Consider the following 18371-nt stretch of genomic DNA (forward strand, 5'->3'; position numbering starts at 1 on the left):
TAGGCAGCAGGCCGCGCGGCATTCAACCGTATGACCAGATCTGGCCGATGATCGGCAGTGCACATTGATGACTCGCTGCGCTCGTCAGGTGATCGTTTGTCTCGATTAGTGATTCACCGTCCCAAATGCTGAAACCTGAGCATCTTGCTCGACTTTGTGCGCTTTCATGGATGTGTGCAGATCACCTCGAACGCTCCCGGCGATGCGCTGACGCGCCGTCGGCACGTTGATCTGCTCCGCGTGAACTCCTCGGGTTGTTGACCTTCGGCGTACCACTCCGCCTGTCTCCTCCCCGACCCGTAGGAGTAGTTCTGTGCGTCGTCTCATTCTGATCGCCTTGCTGGGCTCGATCGCCCAACTCGTCGACGGCACGCTCGGCATGGCATACGGCGTCACCGCCAGTACGGCCCTGCTGATGACCGGGATCTCCCCGGCCGTCGCTTCCGCCTCGGTGCACCTGTCCGAGGTCGGCACCACGCTCGCCTCGGGCCTGTCGCACTGGCGTTTCGGCAACGTCGACTGGCGCGTGGTCGCGCTGATCGGTGCGCCGGGCGCGGTCGGTGCGTTCGTCGGCGCGACGTTCCTGTCCAGCCTGTCGACCGAGTCGGCGTCGTTGTGGGTGGCCGGTCTGCTGCTCCTGCTCGGCGTCTACATCCTGGTCCGGTTCGGCACCGGGAAGGTCCGCGCCGTGATCGAGGGCCGTCCGGCCGGGAGGTTCCTCGGTCCGCTCGGTCTGGTGGCCGGCTTCATCGACGCCACCGGCGGTGGCGGCTGGGGACCGGTCGCGAACTCCGCGCTGCTGTCCAGCGGCAAGCTGGCACCGCGGCGCGCGGTCGGGTCGGTGAACGCGGCCGAGTTCCTGGTCTCGGTCGCCGCGAGCATCGGCTTCCTGTTCGGCCTCGGCCGCGACAACCTGCCGTACGGCATCGTGGCCGCACTGCTGATCGGCGGCGTCATCGCGGCCCCGATCGCCGCCTGGCTCGTGTCCCGGCTGGCGACCCGCTGGCTCGGGGTCGCGGTCGGCCTGGTGCTGATCCTGACCAACGCACGGACCCTGCTGAACGGCCTCGACGTCGCCACCGGCCCGCGGTACGCCGTCTACACGGCTCTCGTCGCCGCCTGGGCAGGGCTGGTCGTCTACGGCGTCCGGATCAGCGGCCGCCAGGCAGACACCCAAGCAGACACCGAGGCCGTCACGGTCGAGCGCGAGCTCGAGCCCGCTTCCTGAAGCTTCGCCTTCCTTCAAGACAAAGGTCTTCTCGTGAGCATCTCCGCCATCCGTCCGTTCCGCCTGCTCGCCGCCACTGTGGCCCTGACCCTCGCCGCTGCCGGCTGCTCGCGCGCCGGCGGCAGCGACGACACGGCCGCCGCGTCGAGCGACAAGGGTCCCGCCACCGAGCTGCGGCTCGGCTACTTCCCGAACGTCACCCATGCCGCCGCGCTCGTCGGTCTCGGCAAGGGTCTGTTCACCAAGGACCTCGGCAGCACGAAGCTGGTGCCGACCAAGTTCAACGCCGGTCCCGAGGAGGTCGGTGCGCTGCTCGGCGGTTCGCTCGACGCGGGCTTCATCGGCTCCGGTCCCGCCATCAACGCGTACGCGAAGTCCAACGGCGAGGCGGTCCGTCTGATCGCCGGCGCGACGTCCGGCGGCGCTCAGCTCGTGGTGAAGCCGACGATCACCAAGCCGGAGGACCTGATCGGCAAGACCGTGGTCACTCCGCAGCTCGGCAACACCCAAGACGTGTCGCTGAAGAAGTGGCTCGCCCAGAAGGGGCTGACCGGCAAGGTCAAGGTCACCAACCTGGAGAACGCGCAGACGCTCGACGCGTTCAAGAAGGGTGACGTGGACGCCGCCTGGCTCCCGGAGCCCTGGTCGTCGCGGCTGGTTCTCGACGCGGGCGCGAAGGTGCTGCTCGACGAGGCGTCGTTGTGGCCGGACGGGAAGTTCCCGACGACTGTTCTGATCGTCCGGACCCAGTTCCTGCAGGAGCACCCCGAGACCGTCAAGGCCCTGCTGACCGGGCTCCTCGCGGCGATCGACTACAGCAGCACGAACCCCGCCGACGCGAAGGCCATCGTGAACGACCAGCTGAAGGCAGCGACCGGTAAGGCCCTGAAGCCGGCCGTGATCGATCGGGCGTTCAAGAACATCCAGATCACCGCGGACCCGATCGCGAGCACGTTCCCGCAGTTGGCCAAGGACCAGGTCACGGCCGGGATCGCGAAACAAGCCCCGGCGGTGGCCGGCTTCGCGGACCTCGGCCCGCTGAACGACGTACTCAGCAAGGCAGGAAAGCCGACGGTGGACGCCGCCGGTCTGGACTCGAAGTAGCCGGACGAGTAGTAGGAGGCAGGCCATGACCGCGACCATCGAAACCTTGCCGGACGTGCTGAGCCCGGTGCGCTTTCATCAAGTAGGCAAGACGTTCGGGACCGGCCGGAAGTCGGTGGTCGCGCTGGACGGCGTCGATCTCGAGGTCGAGCCCGGCGAATTCGTCTGCCTGCTCGGGGCGTCCGGCTGCGGCAAGACCACGCTGCTCAATCTCGTCGCGGGCCTGGACCAGCCGACGGCGGGGCGGATCGAGCTGAACTCGTCGCGCCCGGCGGTCGTCTTCCAGGAGGCGGCGCTGATGCCGTGGCTGACGGCGGCCGGGAACGTCGAGCTGCCGTTGCGGATGGCCGGCGTACCGAAGGCACAGCGGCGCGCGAAGGCGGCCGAGCTGCTCGAGCTGGTGCGGTTGGCCGGCCTGGGGGACAAGCGCCCGCACGAGCTGTCCGGCGGCATGCGGCAACGCGTTGCTCTCGCACGGGCGCTTGCGTCGACCACGGACAGCACCGATGGGAAGCCGTCGTTGCTGCTGATGGACGAGCCGTTCTCCGCCCTCGACGCGATCACCCGCGACGTCCTGCAGGGCGAGCTCTTGAGGATCTGGCGAGCGACCGGTACGGCGATCCTGTTCGTCACCCACGACGTCCGCGAAGCGGTGCGACTCGGCCAACGCGTCGTACTGCTCTCGTCGCGACCGGGCCGCGTCGTACAGGAGTGGGATGTCGAGGACGCCCCCGAAGCAGTCGACGAGATCAACACCGCACTGCGCAAGGTGATCAGCAGTCATGCCGCTTGACGTTCAGGAAGGATCTGTCGAGGCCGGTCTCGACGCGCTCGACACTCCGGTCAGCACGACCGAGGGTTCCCAGGTATGGCGGATCGCCGCGCGCGTGCTGCCGCCGATCGGAGCGATCGTCGTCCTCGTCGCGATCTGGCAGGCGTTGTGGGCCGCGGCGTTCTGGCCCGAGTTCAAACTGCCGGCACCGGCGGCCGTCTGGAGTCAGATCTGGCAGCTCGTGACCAGCGGCGACATCGCCGAACTCTTCTGGGTATCGGTCCACCGCGCGGTGATCGGCTTTGCGATCTCGCTGGTGATCGCCGTACCGCTCGGGCTCGCGATCGCCAACATCACCGTCGTACGCCGAGGCATCGGGCCGCTCATCTCGGGCCTGCAGAGTCTGCCCTCGGTCGCGTGGGTGCCGGCCGCGATCCTGTGGTTCGGGCTCAACGACCGCGCCATCTACTGGGTCGTTCTGCTCGGCGCGGTGCCTTCGATCGCCAACGGGCTCGTCTCGGGTCTCGATCAGGTGCCGCCGATCCTGCCGCGGGTCGGCAAAGCCCTCGGTGCCGGTCGGCTCGGCGGCATCCGGTACATCCTGCTGCCGGCCGCGCTGCCCGGGTTCCTCGGCGGACTCAAGCAGGGCTGGGCGTTCTCGTGGCGCTCGCTGATGGCCGCCGAGCTGATCGCGACCTCCCCGGAGCTCGGTGAGGGCCTCGGGCAGTACCTGCACAACGGCATGTCGCTGTCGGACATCTCGATGGTGTTCGCCGGCATCGTGCTGATCTTCGTGGTCGGCGTCGGCATCGAACTACTCGTGTTCCGCCCGCTCGAGAATTCGGTTCTGCGCGCGCGGGGACTCACCACGTCCGCCCGCTGATCGGGTCCGAGCCGTACTGTTGGAGCGTGGTTCGATTCCTGCCGTTCCTGATCAGCCTGGTGCTCAGCGTGTATGCGCTGTTCTCCTGCATCCAGACACCCGACGAGGACGTGCCGCACCTGCCCAAGCTGGTGTGGATCGTCCTGATCGTGTTCGTCCCGTTCGTGGGGCCGATCGTCTGGCTGCTCATGTCGCGCACGCAGGGCGGTGGCGGCCGCGAGGCCGTCGTACGGCCGTCGCGGCCGGTCAGCCGCCCGTTGGCGCCCGATGACGATCCGGACTTCCTGAAGTCACTGGACCGCTACCGGGACCCGCGTACGACGATCAAGCCGCCGGAGCCCGAAGACCCCACGAACAAGGCCCCGAAGAACCCGAAGAGCCCGAAGAGCCCGAAGAGCAAGGACGACGATTCCCCGTCCGAGAACGACGAGGGAACTGCCACAGGTTTGTAGCGGGCAGCTCCTACGCCGATTTCCGCTCGGGGAGGTCGTTGTCGCGCTCGGACTCCGTGGTGCCGCCCCAGACGCCGTACGGCTCTCCGACGGAGAGCGCGTGCTGCCGGCACTCGGGCTGGACCGGGCAGGTACCGCACAGCGACTTGGCCACCATCTCGCGGGCGCGTTTGCGAACGCCACGCTCCGATTCGGGTGAGAAGAAGAGCTCCGGGTTGACGTCCCGGCATGCGGCTTGTGACTGCCAGTCCCACAGATCCATGAGCGGGCGGGGCAGGCGAGGCATCCCTCTCGACATGGCAACCTCCTTGACTCACCGTGAGCGCGGACGGGCGCTCGGTGAAAACTATGCTCATCTCTTACGTAGTTCAACCCTTGTTGTCTCGAAGTTCGGGCCATTCGTTATCACCACGTGCCGTTGCGGCCCGTGATCGGGGCTCAATCAGGCGCACAACAGGCGGTGTAGGTGTTCACGTCATCACGTCGTGTGACATGAGTCACTTGCTCAGCCACGCTCCGAGAACGGCCGCGACCAGTCCGGTACCCAGGTTCAGCACCACGTTGAGCAACGCCTTACGGCGATGTCCGGAAGCGGCCAGCGCCGTCGTCTCGGCCGCGAACGTGCTGTACGTCGTGAACGCGCCGCAGAACCCGACGCCGACGAGCAAAGCGATCGTGTGATTGCCGACGCCGGTCAGCAACCCGAGCAGAAAACTGCCGAGGATGTTGACGGCGAAGGTTCCCAACGGCAACGGGGTCTCGATCCGGGCACCGAGCAACAACCGGGCCACCATGTGCTTGTCCACCAGGAACCTGAGCGGTGCACCGACCGCGGCGCCGAGTGCGACCAGCAGGATGTTCATCGCGTCCGACCGCCGACGTGCTCGCCGATCGTTGCCGCTGCCAACGCCGCAGCGATCGTGCCGAAGAAGTAGACGAATGCAACAACCATCTGCACGTGCAGCAGCTTCTCGGTGTCGACCGCGAACGTCGAGAACGTCGTGAAGCCACCGAGGATGCCGGTGCCGAGGAAGGGTCTCAGCAGCGGATGATGTCGCGGGGTCAAACGCGCCAGCAGAACGCCGATCGCGAAGCATCCCAGCACGTTGGTGACGAACGTCGCCCAGGGGAAACCGGTCGCTCCGTGCGGCACCGCTTCGGCCAGTCCGTAGCGGGCCAGTGACCCGATCACACCACCGAGAGCGACGACGCCCAGGATGCGCGGGAGCTCAGACTCCGGCATCGGAAGCCGGATCGTAGTGGTAGTACTCGTGGGCGCCGTGGGCCGTGTCCTTCTCGCCGGTCAGCGCCCGGATCACCGTTGCGTGGGTGATCGCGAGGACCGGTCCGTCGGTGCTGGCGGTGTGCCGGGCGAGGGCGGCGCGGGCACGCTCGCGGACCTGGGACAGCGGCTCCCACGGTCGTTGGACGCCTTCCGGCCACTCCCCGTCGTACTCCTCGAACTCCGCCTGTGCGGCGTGGACGTCGGCGATGCTGCGCCACAGGCCGGTCTGGTCCGGCAGCCAGTCGCGCAGGTCGTAGTCGACCCGTACGCCGAGCGCGAGCCGGTGGCCGATGATCGCGGCGCTGTGCAGGGCGCGGGTGAGCGGCGAGCTGACCAGGTACGTCGCGCGGATGCCGCCGAGCAGGTCGGCAAGCTCCTCGGCCTGCTTCATCCCGACGGCACTGAGCGGGGCGGAGTCGGCCGCCATCCCGGGCAGCCCCCGGGAATCGATCGGCTCGTAGTCCGGCTCACCGTGCCGGACGAGGTAGATCTGTGTCACGGCCACGTTCTACCTCAGATGCCTGGCCCCTGCCCATCCACGGGCGTGGCCGGGCGGCGGCGGAAGCGGATCGGTCAGTGACGACGGCGGCTTGACCTGGTGCAGTTCGTCGAACAGGTTGTCGAGGCCGGCGCGGGGCGCCGACGGGCTCTGACCCTCGACCCAGCGGACCTCGGTCGCCCCTTGGTGCCCGTGCACAGCGAGCACCGAATCGAGGTTGGGCCAGACGGCGGTGGCCGGGTTGTCACCCCGCCATCGCAAGGCCACCGAGCCGTCGCTGAACTCACATCCCTCAGCCACCACTCCGGTCCCCGAAACCCCACTCGGATCCCGATACCGAACCAACTCAAAGGTCCGTGGCCTCACCACCTGCAGCACTCCCCGTCGTCTAGCCGGTCTTGCAGCCATCAACGAGCCCACACCGCATCCGGTTACTGACCGGCAACCGCCCGCCGCATGAAGATCCGCTCCGCCGGGTCCAGTCCGAACGCCGTTTCCGCGGCCTGGATCCGCACCAATCCCGGCGTCAACTCGTCGCCGGCCAACTCCGAGAATCCGAGCCGCGCGTAGTACGGCCCGTTCCACGGCACACTGCGGAACGTGCTGAGCGTCAACGCTGCAAGCCCTTCGCCGGCCGCCCATTGGTCGACGTACGCGATCAGTTCCCGTCCGATCCCGCGACCCTGGTGTTCGGGATGCACGCTGACCTGCTCGATGTGCGCGGCCCCGTCGACGAGCTCGACCAGGACGAACCCGGTCACCCGGTCCGCCTCGTCGGCCGAGACCCAGAGCCGGCCGTCCCGGCGGTACTCCTCGAAGGCCTCCAGCGCGGGCGGCGGGTGGTCCGCGACGTCGGTCATGCCGATGTCGCGGAAGAGGACGCCGGCGGCTGTCTCCAGGTCCTGGAGAGCGGGGAGTTCGTCTCGATGGGCGGTACGGATGTTCACGGGTGCTATTGTCGTCGACGTGAAGCGCAGCTATTGGCGATTTTTTGAGTGGCCGGCTCTGGTGCCGGGCAGCTCAGCCGATCGCTGACGCCCAACCGCAGACACCGCAGCCGGCCCGAAGCCAAGGACATCCGTCCTTGGCTTTTCTCGTCCCACCAGCCGGCTGCCTGCGCTGCAACGCGAGCGGACCGGCGGAAAGGTCCCCCGATGAACACCCTCCCCAGACCGACCGAACAGACGACCGAACAGGCGCGTGTCGTCGATCGGCGGATCGAGAAGACCGTCCCGCTGATCACCCCGCAGGCGTTGCACGACGAGTTCCCGCTCAACGACGAGCTCGCCGGGCGCGTGGCCGACGGACGGCAGGCGGTGGCCGACGTACTCAACGGCGTCGACGACCGGCTGCTCGTGGTCGTCGGCCCGTGCTCGGTCCACGACGCGAAGGCGGCCCTCGAGTACGCCGAACGACTGCGACCGGTCGCGGAGCGCCTCTCCGACGGCCTGCTGATCGCGATGCGCGTGTACTTCGAGAAGCCGCGCTCCACCCTCGGCTGGAAGGGCCTGATCAACGACCCGGGCCTCGACGGCTCCGGCGACGTCAACCGCGGTCTGCGCATCGCCCGCCAGCTCCTCGTCCAGGTGACCGAGCTCGGCCTGCCCGCCGGCTGCGAGTTCCTCGACCCGATCACCCCGCAGTACATCGCTGACACCGTCGGCTGGGGTGCGATCGGCGCACGCACCGTCGAGAGCCAGGTGCACCGGCAGCTGTCGTCCGGCCTGTCGATGCCGATCGGGATGAAGAACCGCCCCGACGGCTCGATCGCCACGGCCGTCGACGCGATCAAGGCCGCCGCCGTACCGCACGTCTTCACCGGTATCGACCACGACGGCGCGCCCGCGATCCTGCACACCCGCGGCAACCCGGACTGCCACCTCGTACTGCGTGGCTCCGACAGCGGCCCGAACTACGATGCGGAGTCCGTCGCCGGCGCCGTCGAGCTCCTCCGTAAGGCAGGACTGCCGGAGCGGGTCGTCATCGACGCGAGTCACGGCAACAGCCGCAAGGACCACCGCCGCCAGCCGGTCGTGGCCGAGGAGATCGGCGCGCAGGTCGCGGCCGGCGACAAGTCGATCGTCGGCGTGATGCTCGAGTCGTTCCTGCAGGAGGGTCGCCAGGACCTCGACCCGACCCGGGAGCTGACCTACGGGCAGTCGATCACCGACGCCTGCATGGGCTGGGAGACGACCGAGCAGACGCTGCAAGATCTGCGGGATGCAGCAATCGTTCGACGGGGATAGGTGTTCATCTGGAGGTCTCCGAGCGGTCAAAGGGCGAACCTAACGTCCGGACCATGACTGAGATCTCCCGGCGCCTGGTGCTCGGTTCGGTGGCGGGTGGGGTAGCGGTCTCGCTGCTCCCACCGTCGCTGCACACCGCGATGGCCCAACCTGTGCGACGTGGTGGTCTGCGCGCGATCGAGCACGTGATCGTGCTGATGCAGGAGAACCGATCGTTCGACCACTACTACGGGACGCTGAGCGGGATCCGCGGGTACGGGGACCGCCAGCCGCTGCGGCTGCGCAACGGCAAGAGCATCTTCCACCAGCCGAAGACGGGCGGCGGCGAGGTATTGCCGTTCTCGCTGAGCAAGGCCGCCGCCGACGAGGGCCGCAACCTCGACGACATCCAGTACCTCGGCGCGCTGGCCCACGGCTTCAGCGACGCGACGCAGGCCTGGGCCGACGGCTGGAACGACGCGTGGGTGCAGGCCAAGACGGCCGCCACCATGACCCACTACGAGCGCGGCGACCTCCCGCTGCAGTACGAGCTCGCCGAGACGTTCACGATCTGCGACGCGTACCACTGCTCGGTCAACGGATCGACCAACCCGAACCGCAACTACCTGTGGTCCGGAACGACCGGCTACGAGCCCGGTACGACGCAGCGCGCGGTCACCAACGCGGCGTACGACTACAACCACGTCGGCTACGACTGGACGGCGTACCCGGAACGGTTGGAGAAGGCCGGCGTCTCCTGGCAGATCTACCAGGAGTGGGACAACTTCACCGACAACGCGGTCGAGTACTTCAAGACGTTCAAGGACATCGGCCACCGGATCCTGGCCAACGTGCCGGGCTACCGGACGACCGAGGAGTTCTACGACAAGCTGTTCGCGAAGACCGACGCCGAGCGCGCGGACGCGCTGAAGCTGCTCGACGCGGCCGTCGAGAAGCTGCCGATCAAGGACCAGAAGCTGTTCCGCAACGCGATGTACCGGTCCGAGCCGGAGTCGCTCGTTCCGCGGCTGCGCGCCGATATCAAGGCCGGCACGCTGCCGAAGGTGAGCTGGCTCGTCCCGTCCGCGGTCGACTCCGAGCACCCCGGCTCGTCGACGCCGATCGGCAGCGCGAACCTGATCTACGACGTCCTCGACGCGATCGCCTCCGACCCCGACACCTGGTCGAAGACCGTGCTGCTGATCAACTTCGACGAGAACGACGGGTACTTCGACCACGTGCCGCCGCCGGTCGCCCCGCAGCCCGCCTCTGGTGAAGGCGACGACTGGTACGCCGGTCAGCCGATCGGTCTCGGCCCGCGTGTCCCGATGACCGTGGTCTCGCCGTGGTCCGTCGGCGGTCACGTGAACTCGCAGGTCTTCGACCACACCTCGGTACTGCGCTTCCTCGAGCAATGGACCGGCGTCCGCGAGCCGAACATCAGCACCTGGCGCCGGACCGCGTGCGGCGACCTGCTGTCGACGTTCGACTTCGACCGCACGTACCGGCAGCCGTCGGTCGACCAGCCGGGTCCGGTGCCCGCGCCGATCACCCGCTGGCACCCCGCGCCGCCCGCCGATCAGGCGATCCCGGTACAGGAGCCCGGCCGCCGTCCGGCCCGCGCATTGCCTTACGGGCCGTCGGTTTCCGGGTCAGTTGCCAACGGCAAGCTGATGCTGGCCCTGAGCAACCATGGCTCGCAGTCGGCCCACTTCGCCATCTACCCGTACGGCGGGGAGCTTCCGGCGCCGACCCACCTCGACGTACATCACAGCCACGCCGACAAGAGCCCGAGTCAATCGCCGACCGCTGTCGCGATCCCGGTCGACGGCCCGTTCGAAGTCGCAGTCCAGGGGCCGAACCGTTTCTGGGCGGAGGTGGCCGGTTCGTCGGACGGCGCCGCGGCAGCCCTCGACGTACGCATCGAGAACCGCGCCGGCGCACTCCAGCTCCACCTCGTCAACGGCTCGCGGAAGTCGCTGACCGTGAAGCTCAAGTCCCGCGGGTACGGCAGCAAGACTACGACGATCGAGCTGCGCGGTAAGCAGACCAGTCCGATCTTCTGGCCGACCGACCACGGCTGGTACGACGTCGAGGTCACGTCGCCGGACGATACGACGTACCGCCGTCGCCTGTCGGGTCACCTGGAAACGGGGAAGCCCGGCATCACTGGCTGAGGTGCAGATGGGGTAGGTGTGGAGCCATGACCTACCCCTATCCAGCGACGAACTACCAAGAAGACAACCGCGGGCAGTTCCACTTCAGCACGCGCGCCGGCTGGATGAACGACGTGAACGCGCCGCTGTACTACCGCGGCGTGTATCACCTCTACTACCAGCACGCGCCGAGCAGCCTGGTCTGGGACACCATGCACTGGGGTCACGCGACCAGCACCGACCTCGTGCACTGGACGCAACAACCGATCGCCCTCGACCCACAGCTCCACCCCGGTGACTTGTGGTCCGGTGGCGGGGTCGTCGACCTCGAGAACGTCAGCGGTCTGAAGGCCGGCGAGGACGACCCGATCCTCGTGTCCTCCGGCACGAACGGCGTGACCGTCTTCTACAGCCTGGACGGCGGCAACACGTTCCTGACGTACGCCGACGGCAAGAAGGTCGTCACCCCCGGCGGCACGAGCCGCGACCCGAAGGTGTTCCGGGACCCGGTCTCAGAGACCTGGGGGATGGTCGTGTGGTCGGACGAGGGCGGGAACGGCGTCGACTTCTACACCTCGATCAACCTGCTCGACTGGACGTTCACGTCGCGCTACTCGGCCGACTGGCTGTTCGAGTGCCCGAACCTGATCCGGATGCCGATCGACGACGGCTACCGCTGGCTCCTGCACGGCGGCAGCGGCAAGTACGTCGTCGGCGAGTGGGACGGTACGACGTACCACTCGGACTGGACCGAGCCACAGAAGCTCAACCAGACCGAGACGTTCGCCGGAGCTGGGTACTACGCGGGCCTGACCTTCGAGAACGTGCCGGACGGGCGCATCGTGTCGATGGCCTGGCAAGGCGAGAACAAGGGCTCGATCTGGACCGGCAACGCGTCGTTCCCGGTCGATCTCACCCTGCACCACACCGACGACGGCCTCCGCGTCTTCAGTACCCCGATCCCGGAGCTTGCGTCGCTCCGCGAAAGCACGCAGACCTGGGAGAACCTGACGGTCGCCGACAGCTGGCAATTCCCGGCAGGCAGTACCTACGAGCTGGAAGCGACTGTCGACGTCAGCCAAGTCACGAGCTTCACGCTGAAGGTCGGCCGCGACGTGACGTACCAGGACCAGAAGCTCGACGGCGCCAAGCTCGAACCGGTCAACGGCCGGATCAAGCTCCACCTACTGGTCGACCGGGATCAGCTGGACGTGTTCGGGAACGACGGTGCGGTCTACCAGAGCTACAACGTTCGTCCGGCCGAGCTCGAGCTGGTGGCCGAGGGGCGGGCGATCGTGGAGCAGCTGACGATCCACGAGCTCGGGTCTATCTGGCGATAGCCGCCGTACGAGCCTTGGTCACGGTAATCAGGTCGGCGGGGGACAGGCCGATGTCGAAACCGCGCCGGCCGCCCGACACGTAGACCGTTGGGTGGTCGGCAGCGGTGCTGTCGACGACCGTGGGCAGTGCGCGCTTCTGGCCGATCGGGCTGATGCCGCCGACGACGTACCCGGTCGTGCGCTCGGCGGCGGCCGGGTCGGCCATCACCGCCTTCTTGCCGCCGGCCGCGGCCGCGATCGCCTTCAGATCAAGCTGCTTCCCGACCGGTACGACGCCGACCGCGAGCTTGCCGTCGACCTCGACGAGCAGCGTCTTGAACACCTGCTCCGGGTCCAGGCCGAGCGCCTCGGCGGCCTCCAGCCCGTACGACTTCGCCGCCGGGTCGTGCTCGTACGCGTGCGCCGTGAACTCGACCTTCGCCTTCGTCAGCGCAACCGTCGCCGGAGTGCCCTGACTCTGCTTACTCTTCGCCACCCGGTGAGCTTAATCCCGCAGGCACGAGCCGAACGCAGCAGTGACCTGGAGACGGGTCCAAGCGGGCCTCGTACGGGAGGTCGAGTGCGTCGACGATGCCGGCCAGCAGGTGCAGGTTCATCCCGCAGACCAGCTTGGGTTGCTCCTGGGCGATGCGCTGGAAGGGGCAGTTGACCAGCGCGATGCCGTCCTTGTCCGCGCGCGGTTCGAAGCCGTGCGACGCCAGGATCTCGATCACCGGGCCGTCCCCGGCATCGCGGCCGATCGCTTCGCCGTACTCGCGGGCGCGGTGATTGACCGCCGCGCGAGGCGACGTACCGCTGGCTTCGGCGTCTTCGATGGCGGCGGCGAGCAGGCGGCCGGCAACGGCGTACTGACGCTCGGGGAGGGTGATCTCGATCTCGCGGTTGGAGCGCAGGTACAGCTTCGCGGGTCGTCCGGCGCCCGGGCCGGTGCGTCCGCTCCGGCGCTCGAAGCAGGTGTCGAGCAGGCCCTCTTCGGTGAGCCGGTCCAGATGGAACGCGACCGTCGTCCGGGGGATGCCGAGCTCGGCCGCGGCCTCGTCCCGGCTCACCGGGTCGGCCGAGCCGACGACGTACTCGTAGAGCCGGCGGCGGGTCGGCTCCTCCAATGCGGCGACTGCCTGAACCTCTGTGTCCCACGACGTGTCCACGGGATGATTCTATCGACAACTTGGGTTGATGTAACAGTTATAGTGGCAGTTCGTTGAGACCTCAGGGAGTGTGCAGATGGCGATCTCGGCCGACCTCGAGTCCGTCCCCCTCCATATCGTCGCGCGGCGGGCGGAGATTGACCTTCCGGCCGCGCAGCGCGCGGTGGCGGATCTGCTGACCGCGCTCGGGCGGGACCCGGAGAGCGCACACCTGGCGGACACCCCGCGCCGGGTCGCGAACGCGTACGCGGAGATGCTCACGCCGCGGGAGTTCGAGCTGACGACGTTCCCGAACGACGAGGGGTACGACGAGCTCGTCCTGGCCAAGGACATCCCGGTGCAGTCGTTGTGTGAGCACCACCTGCTGCCGTTCCAGGGCGTCGCCCACGTCGGGTATCTGCCGGGGGACCGCATCCTCGGGCTGTCGAAGCTGGCCCGGGTGGTGGAGCTGTTCGCGCGTGACTTCCAGGTGCAGGAGCGGCTGACGAAGCAAGTCGCCGACTGGCTGCAGGACCACCTCGACCCGAAGGGCGTCGGCGTGGTGATCGAGGCCGAGCATCAGTGCATGTCGCTGCGCGGCGTACGGGCGGCCGGCTCGAAGACGGTCACGTCGTCGCTGCAGGGGATCCTGCGCGACAACCCCAGTTCACGGCAGGAGTTCTTCGCGCTGACCGGCCTCACCCCGTAGGCTGGGCGGTCAGTCCCGAAGGTCCGGTCAGGCCGACGCTACGGCCGGCGGGTGGTGGTGGGTGCGGCGTCCGGTGGCGAGGATGTGCGTGAGCTCGCCCGGCAGCAGGTCGGTGCCCGGCACCGGCTCCATCTCCGAGACGTCCAGCCAGCGCACCACGGTCGCGCCGCAGTGGCCGTGAACGGCGAGGATGGAATCCAGGTCCGGCCAGACGGCCGTGGAGGGGTTCGCGCCGTGCCAGCGGAGCGCGACCGAGCCGTCGGTGAAGACACAGCCTTCGGCGACGACGCCGGTACCGGAAACCCCGCTGATGTCGGTGTACCGGACGAGTTCGAATGTCTGGGGTTTCACCGGCTACACCCCGGGAGGCGACAGATTGGTGCCATGATCCTTTCCCCGTAGTCACGTGCTTGGGCTCTCGCCACAAACCGGGGACATTTACCGACTGTCAGCGGGGAAGGACGGTCTGTAGCGACTCATCTTCTCAACACAAGCTAGATCCAAAGGGCCGAACACGCCAGCCCTCAATCCGCGTGTCTCATTCCTCGACCCGTGATCGAATAGCGCGGTGTTCCTGACGCTTGGTACCGACCTGACCGGAATAGACGCGCCTGCGAGTGATTTCGGGTTCCTGTTGCACAAGAACCCGGCCCGGCCGCAGCTGATCGAGGTCACCGGCGGATCGGCCCATGTCTTCTACCCCGAGGCGACCGACGCGCGGTGTACGGCGGCGGTCCTGCTGGAGATCGACCCGATCGCGCTGGTCCGGTCCGGCCGCGGCAAGGCGGCCGAAGGATTCACGCTCGGGCAGTACGTGAACGATCGCCCGTACGCCGCCTCGAGCCTGCTCGCCGTGGCCTTGGCGAAGCTGTTCCGGACGGCGATGAACGGTCGCTGTGACGCGCGTCCGGAGTTGGCGGCGCGCGCGATTCCGCTCGAGATCCACGTGCCTGCGTTGCCGTGCCGGGGCGGGTCCGATCTGGCCGAGCGGTTGTTCGCGCCGCTTGGGTGGACCGTCGACGCGCGCCCGGTGCCGCTCGATCCGGAGATCCCAGCCTGGGGTGATTCGCGGTACGTCGACCTGCGGCTGACCGGCGTACTGCGGCTGGCCGATGCGCTCAACCACTTGTATGTGATGCTGCCCGTGCTGGACGACGCCAAGCACTATTGGGTCGGCTCGGACGAGGTCGACAAGCTGGTGCGTGCCGGCGAGGGGTGGCTGGGTGCGCATCCCGAGAAGGAGTTGATCTCGCGTCGCTATCTCGCGCACCGGCGGTATCTGGCCGATGCGGCGCTCGAGCGGCTCGCCGAGGTCGACGGCGTGGAGCTGGCTGACGAGTCGTCCGACGAGGGCTCGGTGTCGCTCGCGGTCGAGCGTCGCGGCGTGGCGGCCGGCGTACTGCGTGAGCTCGGCGCGCGACGTATCGCGGACATCGGCTGTGGCGAGGGCGCGCTCGTCGGCGAGCTGTTGAAGGACCCGATGATCGGTGAGCTGATCGCGACGGACGTGTCGGCGCGAGCGCTGATCGGTGCCAAACGACGCCTGCACTACGACGACCTGCCCGATCGACAACGCGACCGGTTGCGTTTCCTGCAGTCATCAGTCACGTACTCCGACGAGCGCCTCGCCGGCCTGGACGCCGTCGTCCTCATGGAGGTCATCGAACACGTCGACCCACCACGCCTACCCGCCCTGGCCCATTCCGTCTTCCACGCCGCCCGCCCAGCAGCCGTCGTAGTCACCACCCCGAACAGCGAGTACAACGCCCTCTTCTCCTCCCTCCCCGCCGGCAACTACCGCCACCCCGACCACCGCTTCGAATGGACCCGCCCCGAATTCGAATCCTGGTCCCACGAAGTCGCCACCCGCTACAACTACTCAGTCGAATTCCGCCCCGTAGGCCCACCCGACCCCGAGGTAGGCCCACCAACCCAGCTAGCACTGTTCCGACGGGAGGACGCACGATGAAGATCGACGTACCAGCGCTCTCCCTGGTGGTTCTGGTGGGAGCGAGCGGCTCCGGGAAGTCGACGTTTGCGCGGGAGCACTTTCTGGCGACTGAGGTGATTTCGAGTGACTTTTGTCGTGGGTTGGTGTCGGACGATGAGAATGATCAGGCTGCGACCAAGGACGCCTTCGAGGTGTTGAACTTCATCGCGGGGAAGCGGCTTGCTGCCGGGCGGTTGACGGTGATCGACGCGACCAACGTGCAGCCCGACGCGCGCAAGGAGCTGGTGAATCTCGCGCGGGAGTACGACGTACTGCCGGTCGCGATCGTGCTCGACCCGCCGGAGCGGGTGTGTATCGAGCGCACCGAGCAGCGTGCGGACCGGCAGTTCGGCGCGAAGGTGATCACCCGGCAGCGCTCACAACTGAAGCGCGGCCTACGAAGCCTCAAGCACGAAGGCTTCCGGACCGTTCACGTGCTGAACAGCGTCGACGAAATCGATGCCGTCAGCATCGAACGCACGCGACTGTTCAACGACCTGAAGGACCAGACCGGCCCGTTCGACGTCATCGGCGACGTCCACGGCTGCCGTCCCGAGCTCGAGCAGCTGCTCACGGACCTCGGCTACACGATCACCCGCGACGACGCCGGCCGCCCGACCGACGCCGCACACCCGGACCGCCGCGCCGTATTCGTCGGTGACCTCGTAGACCGCGGCCCCGACAGCCCCGGCGTACTGCGTCTCGTTATGGGCATGGTTGCCAACGGCAACGCGTACTGCGTACCCGGCAACCACGAGGACAAGCTGCTCCGGGCGCTCCGCGGCAAGAACGTGAAGATCAGCCACGGCCTCGAAACCACGCTCGAGCAGCTCGCGCTGGAGCCGCAGGAGTTCCGCGGCGAGGTCGAAACCTTCATCGACGGGCTGATCTCGCACTACGTGTTCGACGGCGGCAAGCTGGTCGTCTCGCACGCCGGCCTGGTCGAGCGCATGCACGGTCGTGCGTCCGGGCGCGTCCGCTCCTTCTGCCTGTACGGCGAGACGACGGGGGAGACGGACGAGTTCGGCCTGCCCGTGCGCTACCCGTGGGCGAACGACTACCGCGGTCGTGCGATGGTCGTCTACGGCCACACGCCGACGCCCGAGCCGGAGTGGATCAACAACACGATCTGTCTCGACACCGGCTGTGTCTTCGGTGGCTCGCTGACCGCGCTGCGTTATCCCGAGCGCGAGCTGGTGTCGGTGAAGGCCGCCGAGGAGTACTACGCGCCGGCCAAACCGTTGCATGTGGCAACCGCCCCGTCGCGCGAACCCGACGTACTCGAGTTCACCGACGTGACCGGACGCCGCGTGATCGAGACCGCGACGCACGGGCGACTGAGCGTCCGCGCCGAGCAGGCCGGTGCGGCGCTCGAGGTGATGAGCCGGTTCGCGATCGATCCGCGGTTCCTGCTGTACCTGCCGCCGACGATGAGCCCGGTCGCGACGTCGCCCGAGCCGGGGCTGCTGGAGCACCCGCGGCAGGCGTTCGAGACGTACCGCGCGCAAGGCGTCACCGAGCTGGTGTGCGAGGAGAAGCACATGGGTTCGCGCGCGGTCGTGCTGCTGACGCGGGACGATGACGTCGCGGAGAAACGCTTCGGCCTTGCCGGCCGGGGTGCGATCCACACTCGCACCGGGCGGTCGTTCTTCGACGCGGACCTGACCGACGAGCTGCTGCTCCGGCTGCGCCGCGTCGCCGCCGATGCCGGCATCTTCGAGGAGCTCGACACGTCGTGGCTCTTGCTCGACGCGGAGCTGCTCCCGTGGAGCGCGAAGGCCGAGGACCTGCTCCGCAACCAGTACGCCGCAGTCGGCGCGGCCGCACGTACGTCGTTGCCCGCAGCAACCGCCGCGCTACGGTCCGCGGTCAATGCCGGGCTGGACGTGGGGGAGCTGCTGGCCTCGATGGAGCGCCGTACGACGAACGCCGCAAAGTTCACCGAGGCGTACCGCCGCTACTGCTGGCCGACCGACGGGCTCGACGGAGTACGGCTGGCGCCGTTCCAGGTGCTGGCGTCCGAGGGGGCGACGTACCAGGACCGGCCGCACGCGTGGCACCTCGATGTCGCCGACCGGATGGTGGCCAAGGGTCCGGAGCTGATCACGCAGACGCGCCGGCTGTTCGTCGACGCGGACAACTGGGACGCCGGAATCGCCTGGTGGGAAGAGCTCACCGGGGCCGGCGGGGAGGGCATGGTCGTCAAGCCGGCCGCGAACCTGACCCGCACCGGGAAGGGCCTCGCCCAGCCCGGTCTGAAGGTCCGCGGGCAGGAGTACCTGCGCCTCATCTACGGCCCCGACTACACAGACCCCGCCAACTTCACCCGCCTCCGGGACCGCAACCTGGGCCACAAGCGCTCACTAGCCCTGCGCGAGTACGCCCTAGGCCTCGAGTCCCTCGACCGAGCCGCCCGCGGCGAGCCCCTCTGGCGCATCCACGAATGCGTCTTCGCCGTCCTAGCCCTCGAATCAGAACCGATCGACCCGCGCCTGTGATCGGCGACGGTCGGGCAGCTCGACAGGACGTATACGCCCACTACCCGGCAATCCACGCGCGGCTCAGGCGTGAGCGGGCCGGCTGTGGACATATACGTCCTGT

General features: G+C 68.1%; 21 protein-coding genes. 12 read left to right on the top strand and 9 right to left on the bottom strand.

From position 1 onward, the window contains the following. The first annotated feature begins 174 nt into the window (after positions 1-174). The 6 genes from ACQPYH_RS15005 to ACQPYH_RS15030 are packed head-to-tail and all read left to right on the top strand — an operon-like array spanning position 175 to position 4439. Complete coding sequence (locus ACQPYH_RS15005) at positions 175-261, top strand: putative leader peptide (RefSeq protein WP_363867744.1); 87 nt, start codon at positions 175-177, stop codon at positions 259-261. Positions 262-313: 52 nt separating this feature from the next. Further along, the gene (locus tag ACQPYH_RS15010) at positions 314-1228 is read left to right on the top strand and encodes a sulfite exporter TauE/SafE family protein (protein WP_432891553.1); all 915 of its coding nucleotides are present in this window, start codon (positions 314-316) and stop codon (positions 1226-1228) included. Positions 1229-1261: 33 nt separating this feature from the next. Next, complete coding sequence (locus tag ACQPYH_RS15015) at positions 1262-2332, top strand: ABC transporter substrate-binding protein (protein ID WP_432891556.1); 1071 nt, start codon at positions 1262-1264, stop codon at positions 2330-2332. Between the two features lie 25 nt (positions 2333-2357). Then, on the top strand, positions 2358-3125 hold the full coding sequence (locus ACQPYH_RS15020) for an ABC transporter ATP-binding protein (RefSeq protein WP_432891558.1): 768 nt from the start codon (positions 2358-2360) through the stop codon (positions 3123-3125). Continuing rightward, on the top strand, positions 3115-3987 hold the full coding sequence (locus tag ACQPYH_RS15025) for an ABC transporter permease (protein WP_432891561.1): 873 nt from the start codon (positions 3115-3117) through the stop codon (positions 3985-3987). Before ACQPYH_RS15020 ends, ACQPYH_RS15025 begins: the two co-directional genes overlap by 11 nt. A 26-nt stretch (positions 3988-4013) precedes the next feature. Beyond that, a complete protein-coding gene (locus ACQPYH_RS15030) occupies positions 4014-4439 on the top strand; it encodes a PLD nuclease N-terminal domain-containing protein (RefSeq protein WP_432891564.1) in 426 nt (141 codons plus the stop codon). A 10-nt stretch (positions 4440-4449) separates the two neighbouring features. Here ACQPYH_RS15030 and ACQPYH_RS15035 read toward each other — a convergent pair whose 3' ends face one another. From ACQPYH_RS15035 to ACQPYH_RS15060, 6 genes are all read right to left on the bottom strand, one after another. Beyond that, positions 4450-4737 carry a WhiB family transcriptional regulator gene (locus tag ACQPYH_RS15035; protein WP_432891566.1) on the bottom strand — a complete coding sequence of 96 codons (288 nt, stop codon included), beginning with the start codon at positions 4735-4737 and terminating at the stop codon, positions 4450-4452. A 199-nt stretch (positions 4738-4936) separates the two neighbouring features. Continuing rightward, positions 4937-5302 carry a fluoride efflux transporter CrcB gene (gene crcB / locus ACQPYH_RS15040; protein WP_432891569.1) on the bottom strand — a complete coding sequence of 122 codons (366 nt, stop codon included), beginning with the start codon at positions 5300-5302 and terminating at the stop codon, positions 4937-4939. Continuing rightward, the gene (locus ACQPYH_RS15045; protein WP_432891572.1) at positions 5299-5682 is read right to left on the bottom strand and encodes a fluoride efflux transporter FluC; all 384 of its coding nucleotides are present in this window, start codon (positions 5680-5682) and stop codon (positions 5299-5301) included. The genes crcB and ACQPYH_RS15045 overlap by 4 nt, the downstream gene beginning before the upstream one ends. Continuing rightward, a complete protein-coding gene (locus ACQPYH_RS15050; protein ID WP_432891574.1) occupies positions 5669-6223 on the bottom strand; it encodes a histidine phosphatase family protein in 555 nt (184 codons plus the stop codon). Before ACQPYH_RS15050 ends, ACQPYH_RS15045 begins: the two co-directional genes overlap by 14 nt. A gap of 9 nt (positions 6224-6232) precedes the next feature. Further along, on the bottom strand, positions 6233-6523 hold the full coding sequence (locus tag ACQPYH_RS15055; RefSeq protein ID WP_432891577.1) for a hypothetical protein: 291 nt from the start codon (positions 6521-6523) through the stop codon (positions 6233-6235). Positions 6524-6654: 131 nt separating this feature from the next. Further along, positions 6655-7170, bottom strand: a complete 516-nt coding sequence (locus tag ACQPYH_RS15060) for a GNAT family N-acetyltransferase (RefSeq protein ID WP_432891579.1) — start codon at positions 7168-7170, stop codon at positions 6655-6657. 207 nt (positions 7171-7377) lie between these two features. Here ACQPYH_RS15060 and ACQPYH_RS15065 point away from each other — a divergent pair, with 207 nt between their 5' ends. From ACQPYH_RS15065 to ACQPYH_RS15075, 3 genes are read left to right on the top strand one after another with little or no spacing between them, the layout of a single operon-like run. Beyond that, positions 7378-8469, top strand: coding sequence for a 3-deoxy-7-phosphoheptulonate synthase (locus ACQPYH_RS15065; RefSeq protein WP_432891582.1), 1092 nt, complete (start codon positions 7378-7380; stop codon positions 8467-8469). 53 nt (positions 8470-8522) lie between these two features. Then, positions 8523-10625: a phosphocholine-specific phospholipase C gene (locus tag ACQPYH_RS15070; RefSeq protein ID WP_432891584.1), complete on the top strand. Its 2103-nt coding sequence runs from the start codon at positions 8523-8525 to the stop codon at positions 10623-10625. A gap of 26 nt (positions 10626-10651) precedes the next feature. Next, the gene (locus tag ACQPYH_RS15075; protein ID WP_432891586.1) at positions 10652-11944 is read left to right on the top strand and encodes a glycoside hydrolase family 32 protein; all 1293 of its coding nucleotides are present in this window, start codon (positions 10652-10654) and stop codon (positions 11942-11944) included. On the opposite strand, the gene ybaK is transcribed toward ACQPYH_RS15075, so the two are convergent. Together ybaK and ACQPYH_RS15085 are read right to left on the bottom strand one after the other, a co-directional pair. Beyond that, complete coding sequence (gene ybaK / locus ACQPYH_RS15080; RefSeq protein ID WP_432891589.1) at positions 11931-12419, bottom strand: Cys-tRNA(Pro) deacylase; 489 nt, start codon at positions 12417-12419, stop codon at positions 11931-11933. The two genes, ACQPYH_RS15075 and ybaK, sit on opposite strands and share 14 nt — an antisense overlap. After that, positions 12406-13092, bottom strand: coding sequence for a helix-turn-helix transcriptional regulator (locus ACQPYH_RS15085; RefSeq protein ID WP_432891592.1), 687 nt, complete (start codon positions 13090-13092; stop codon positions 12406-12408). Before ACQPYH_RS15085 ends, ybaK begins: the two co-directional genes overlap by 14 nt. A gap of 76 nt (positions 13093-13168) precedes the next feature. On the opposite strand from ACQPYH_RS15085, the gene folE reads away from it, so the two are divergent. Continuing rightward, positions 13169-13780, top strand: a complete 612-nt coding sequence (gene folE, locus ACQPYH_RS15090) for a GTP cyclohydrolase I FolE (protein WP_130446910.1) — start codon at positions 13169-13171, stop codon at positions 13778-13780. Positions 13781-13807: 27 nt separating this feature from the next. Here folE and ACQPYH_RS15095 read toward each other — a convergent pair whose 3' ends face one another. Beyond that, a complete protein-coding gene (locus ACQPYH_RS15095) occupies positions 13808-14131 on the bottom strand; it encodes a hypothetical protein (protein ID WP_137254287.1) in 324 nt (107 codons plus the stop codon). Positions 14132-14348: 217 nt separating this feature from the next. On the opposite strand from ACQPYH_RS15095, the gene ACQPYH_RS15100 reads away from it, so the two are divergent. Together ACQPYH_RS15100 and ACQPYH_RS15105 are read left to right on the top strand one after the other, a co-directional pair. Continuing rightward, the gene (locus tag ACQPYH_RS15100; RefSeq protein ID WP_432891596.1) at positions 14349-15749 is read left to right on the top strand and encodes a 3' terminal RNA ribose 2'-O-methyltransferase Hen1; all 1401 of its coding nucleotides are present in this window, start codon (positions 14349-14351) and stop codon (positions 15747-15749) included. Continuing rightward, positions 15746-18268: a polynucleotide kinase-phosphatase gene (locus ACQPYH_RS15105; RefSeq protein WP_432891599.1), complete on the top strand. Its 2523-nt coding sequence runs from the start codon at positions 15746-15748 to the stop codon at positions 18266-18268. Before ACQPYH_RS15100 ends, ACQPYH_RS15105 begins: the two co-directional genes overlap by 4 nt. Positions 18269-18371 lie beyond the last annotated feature (103 nt).

Origin of the sequence: Kribbella sp. CA-245084, assembly GCF_050942355.1 — a bacterium.
Lineage (GTDB): Bacteria > Actinomycetota > Actinomycetes > Propionibacteriales > Kribbellaceae > Kribbella.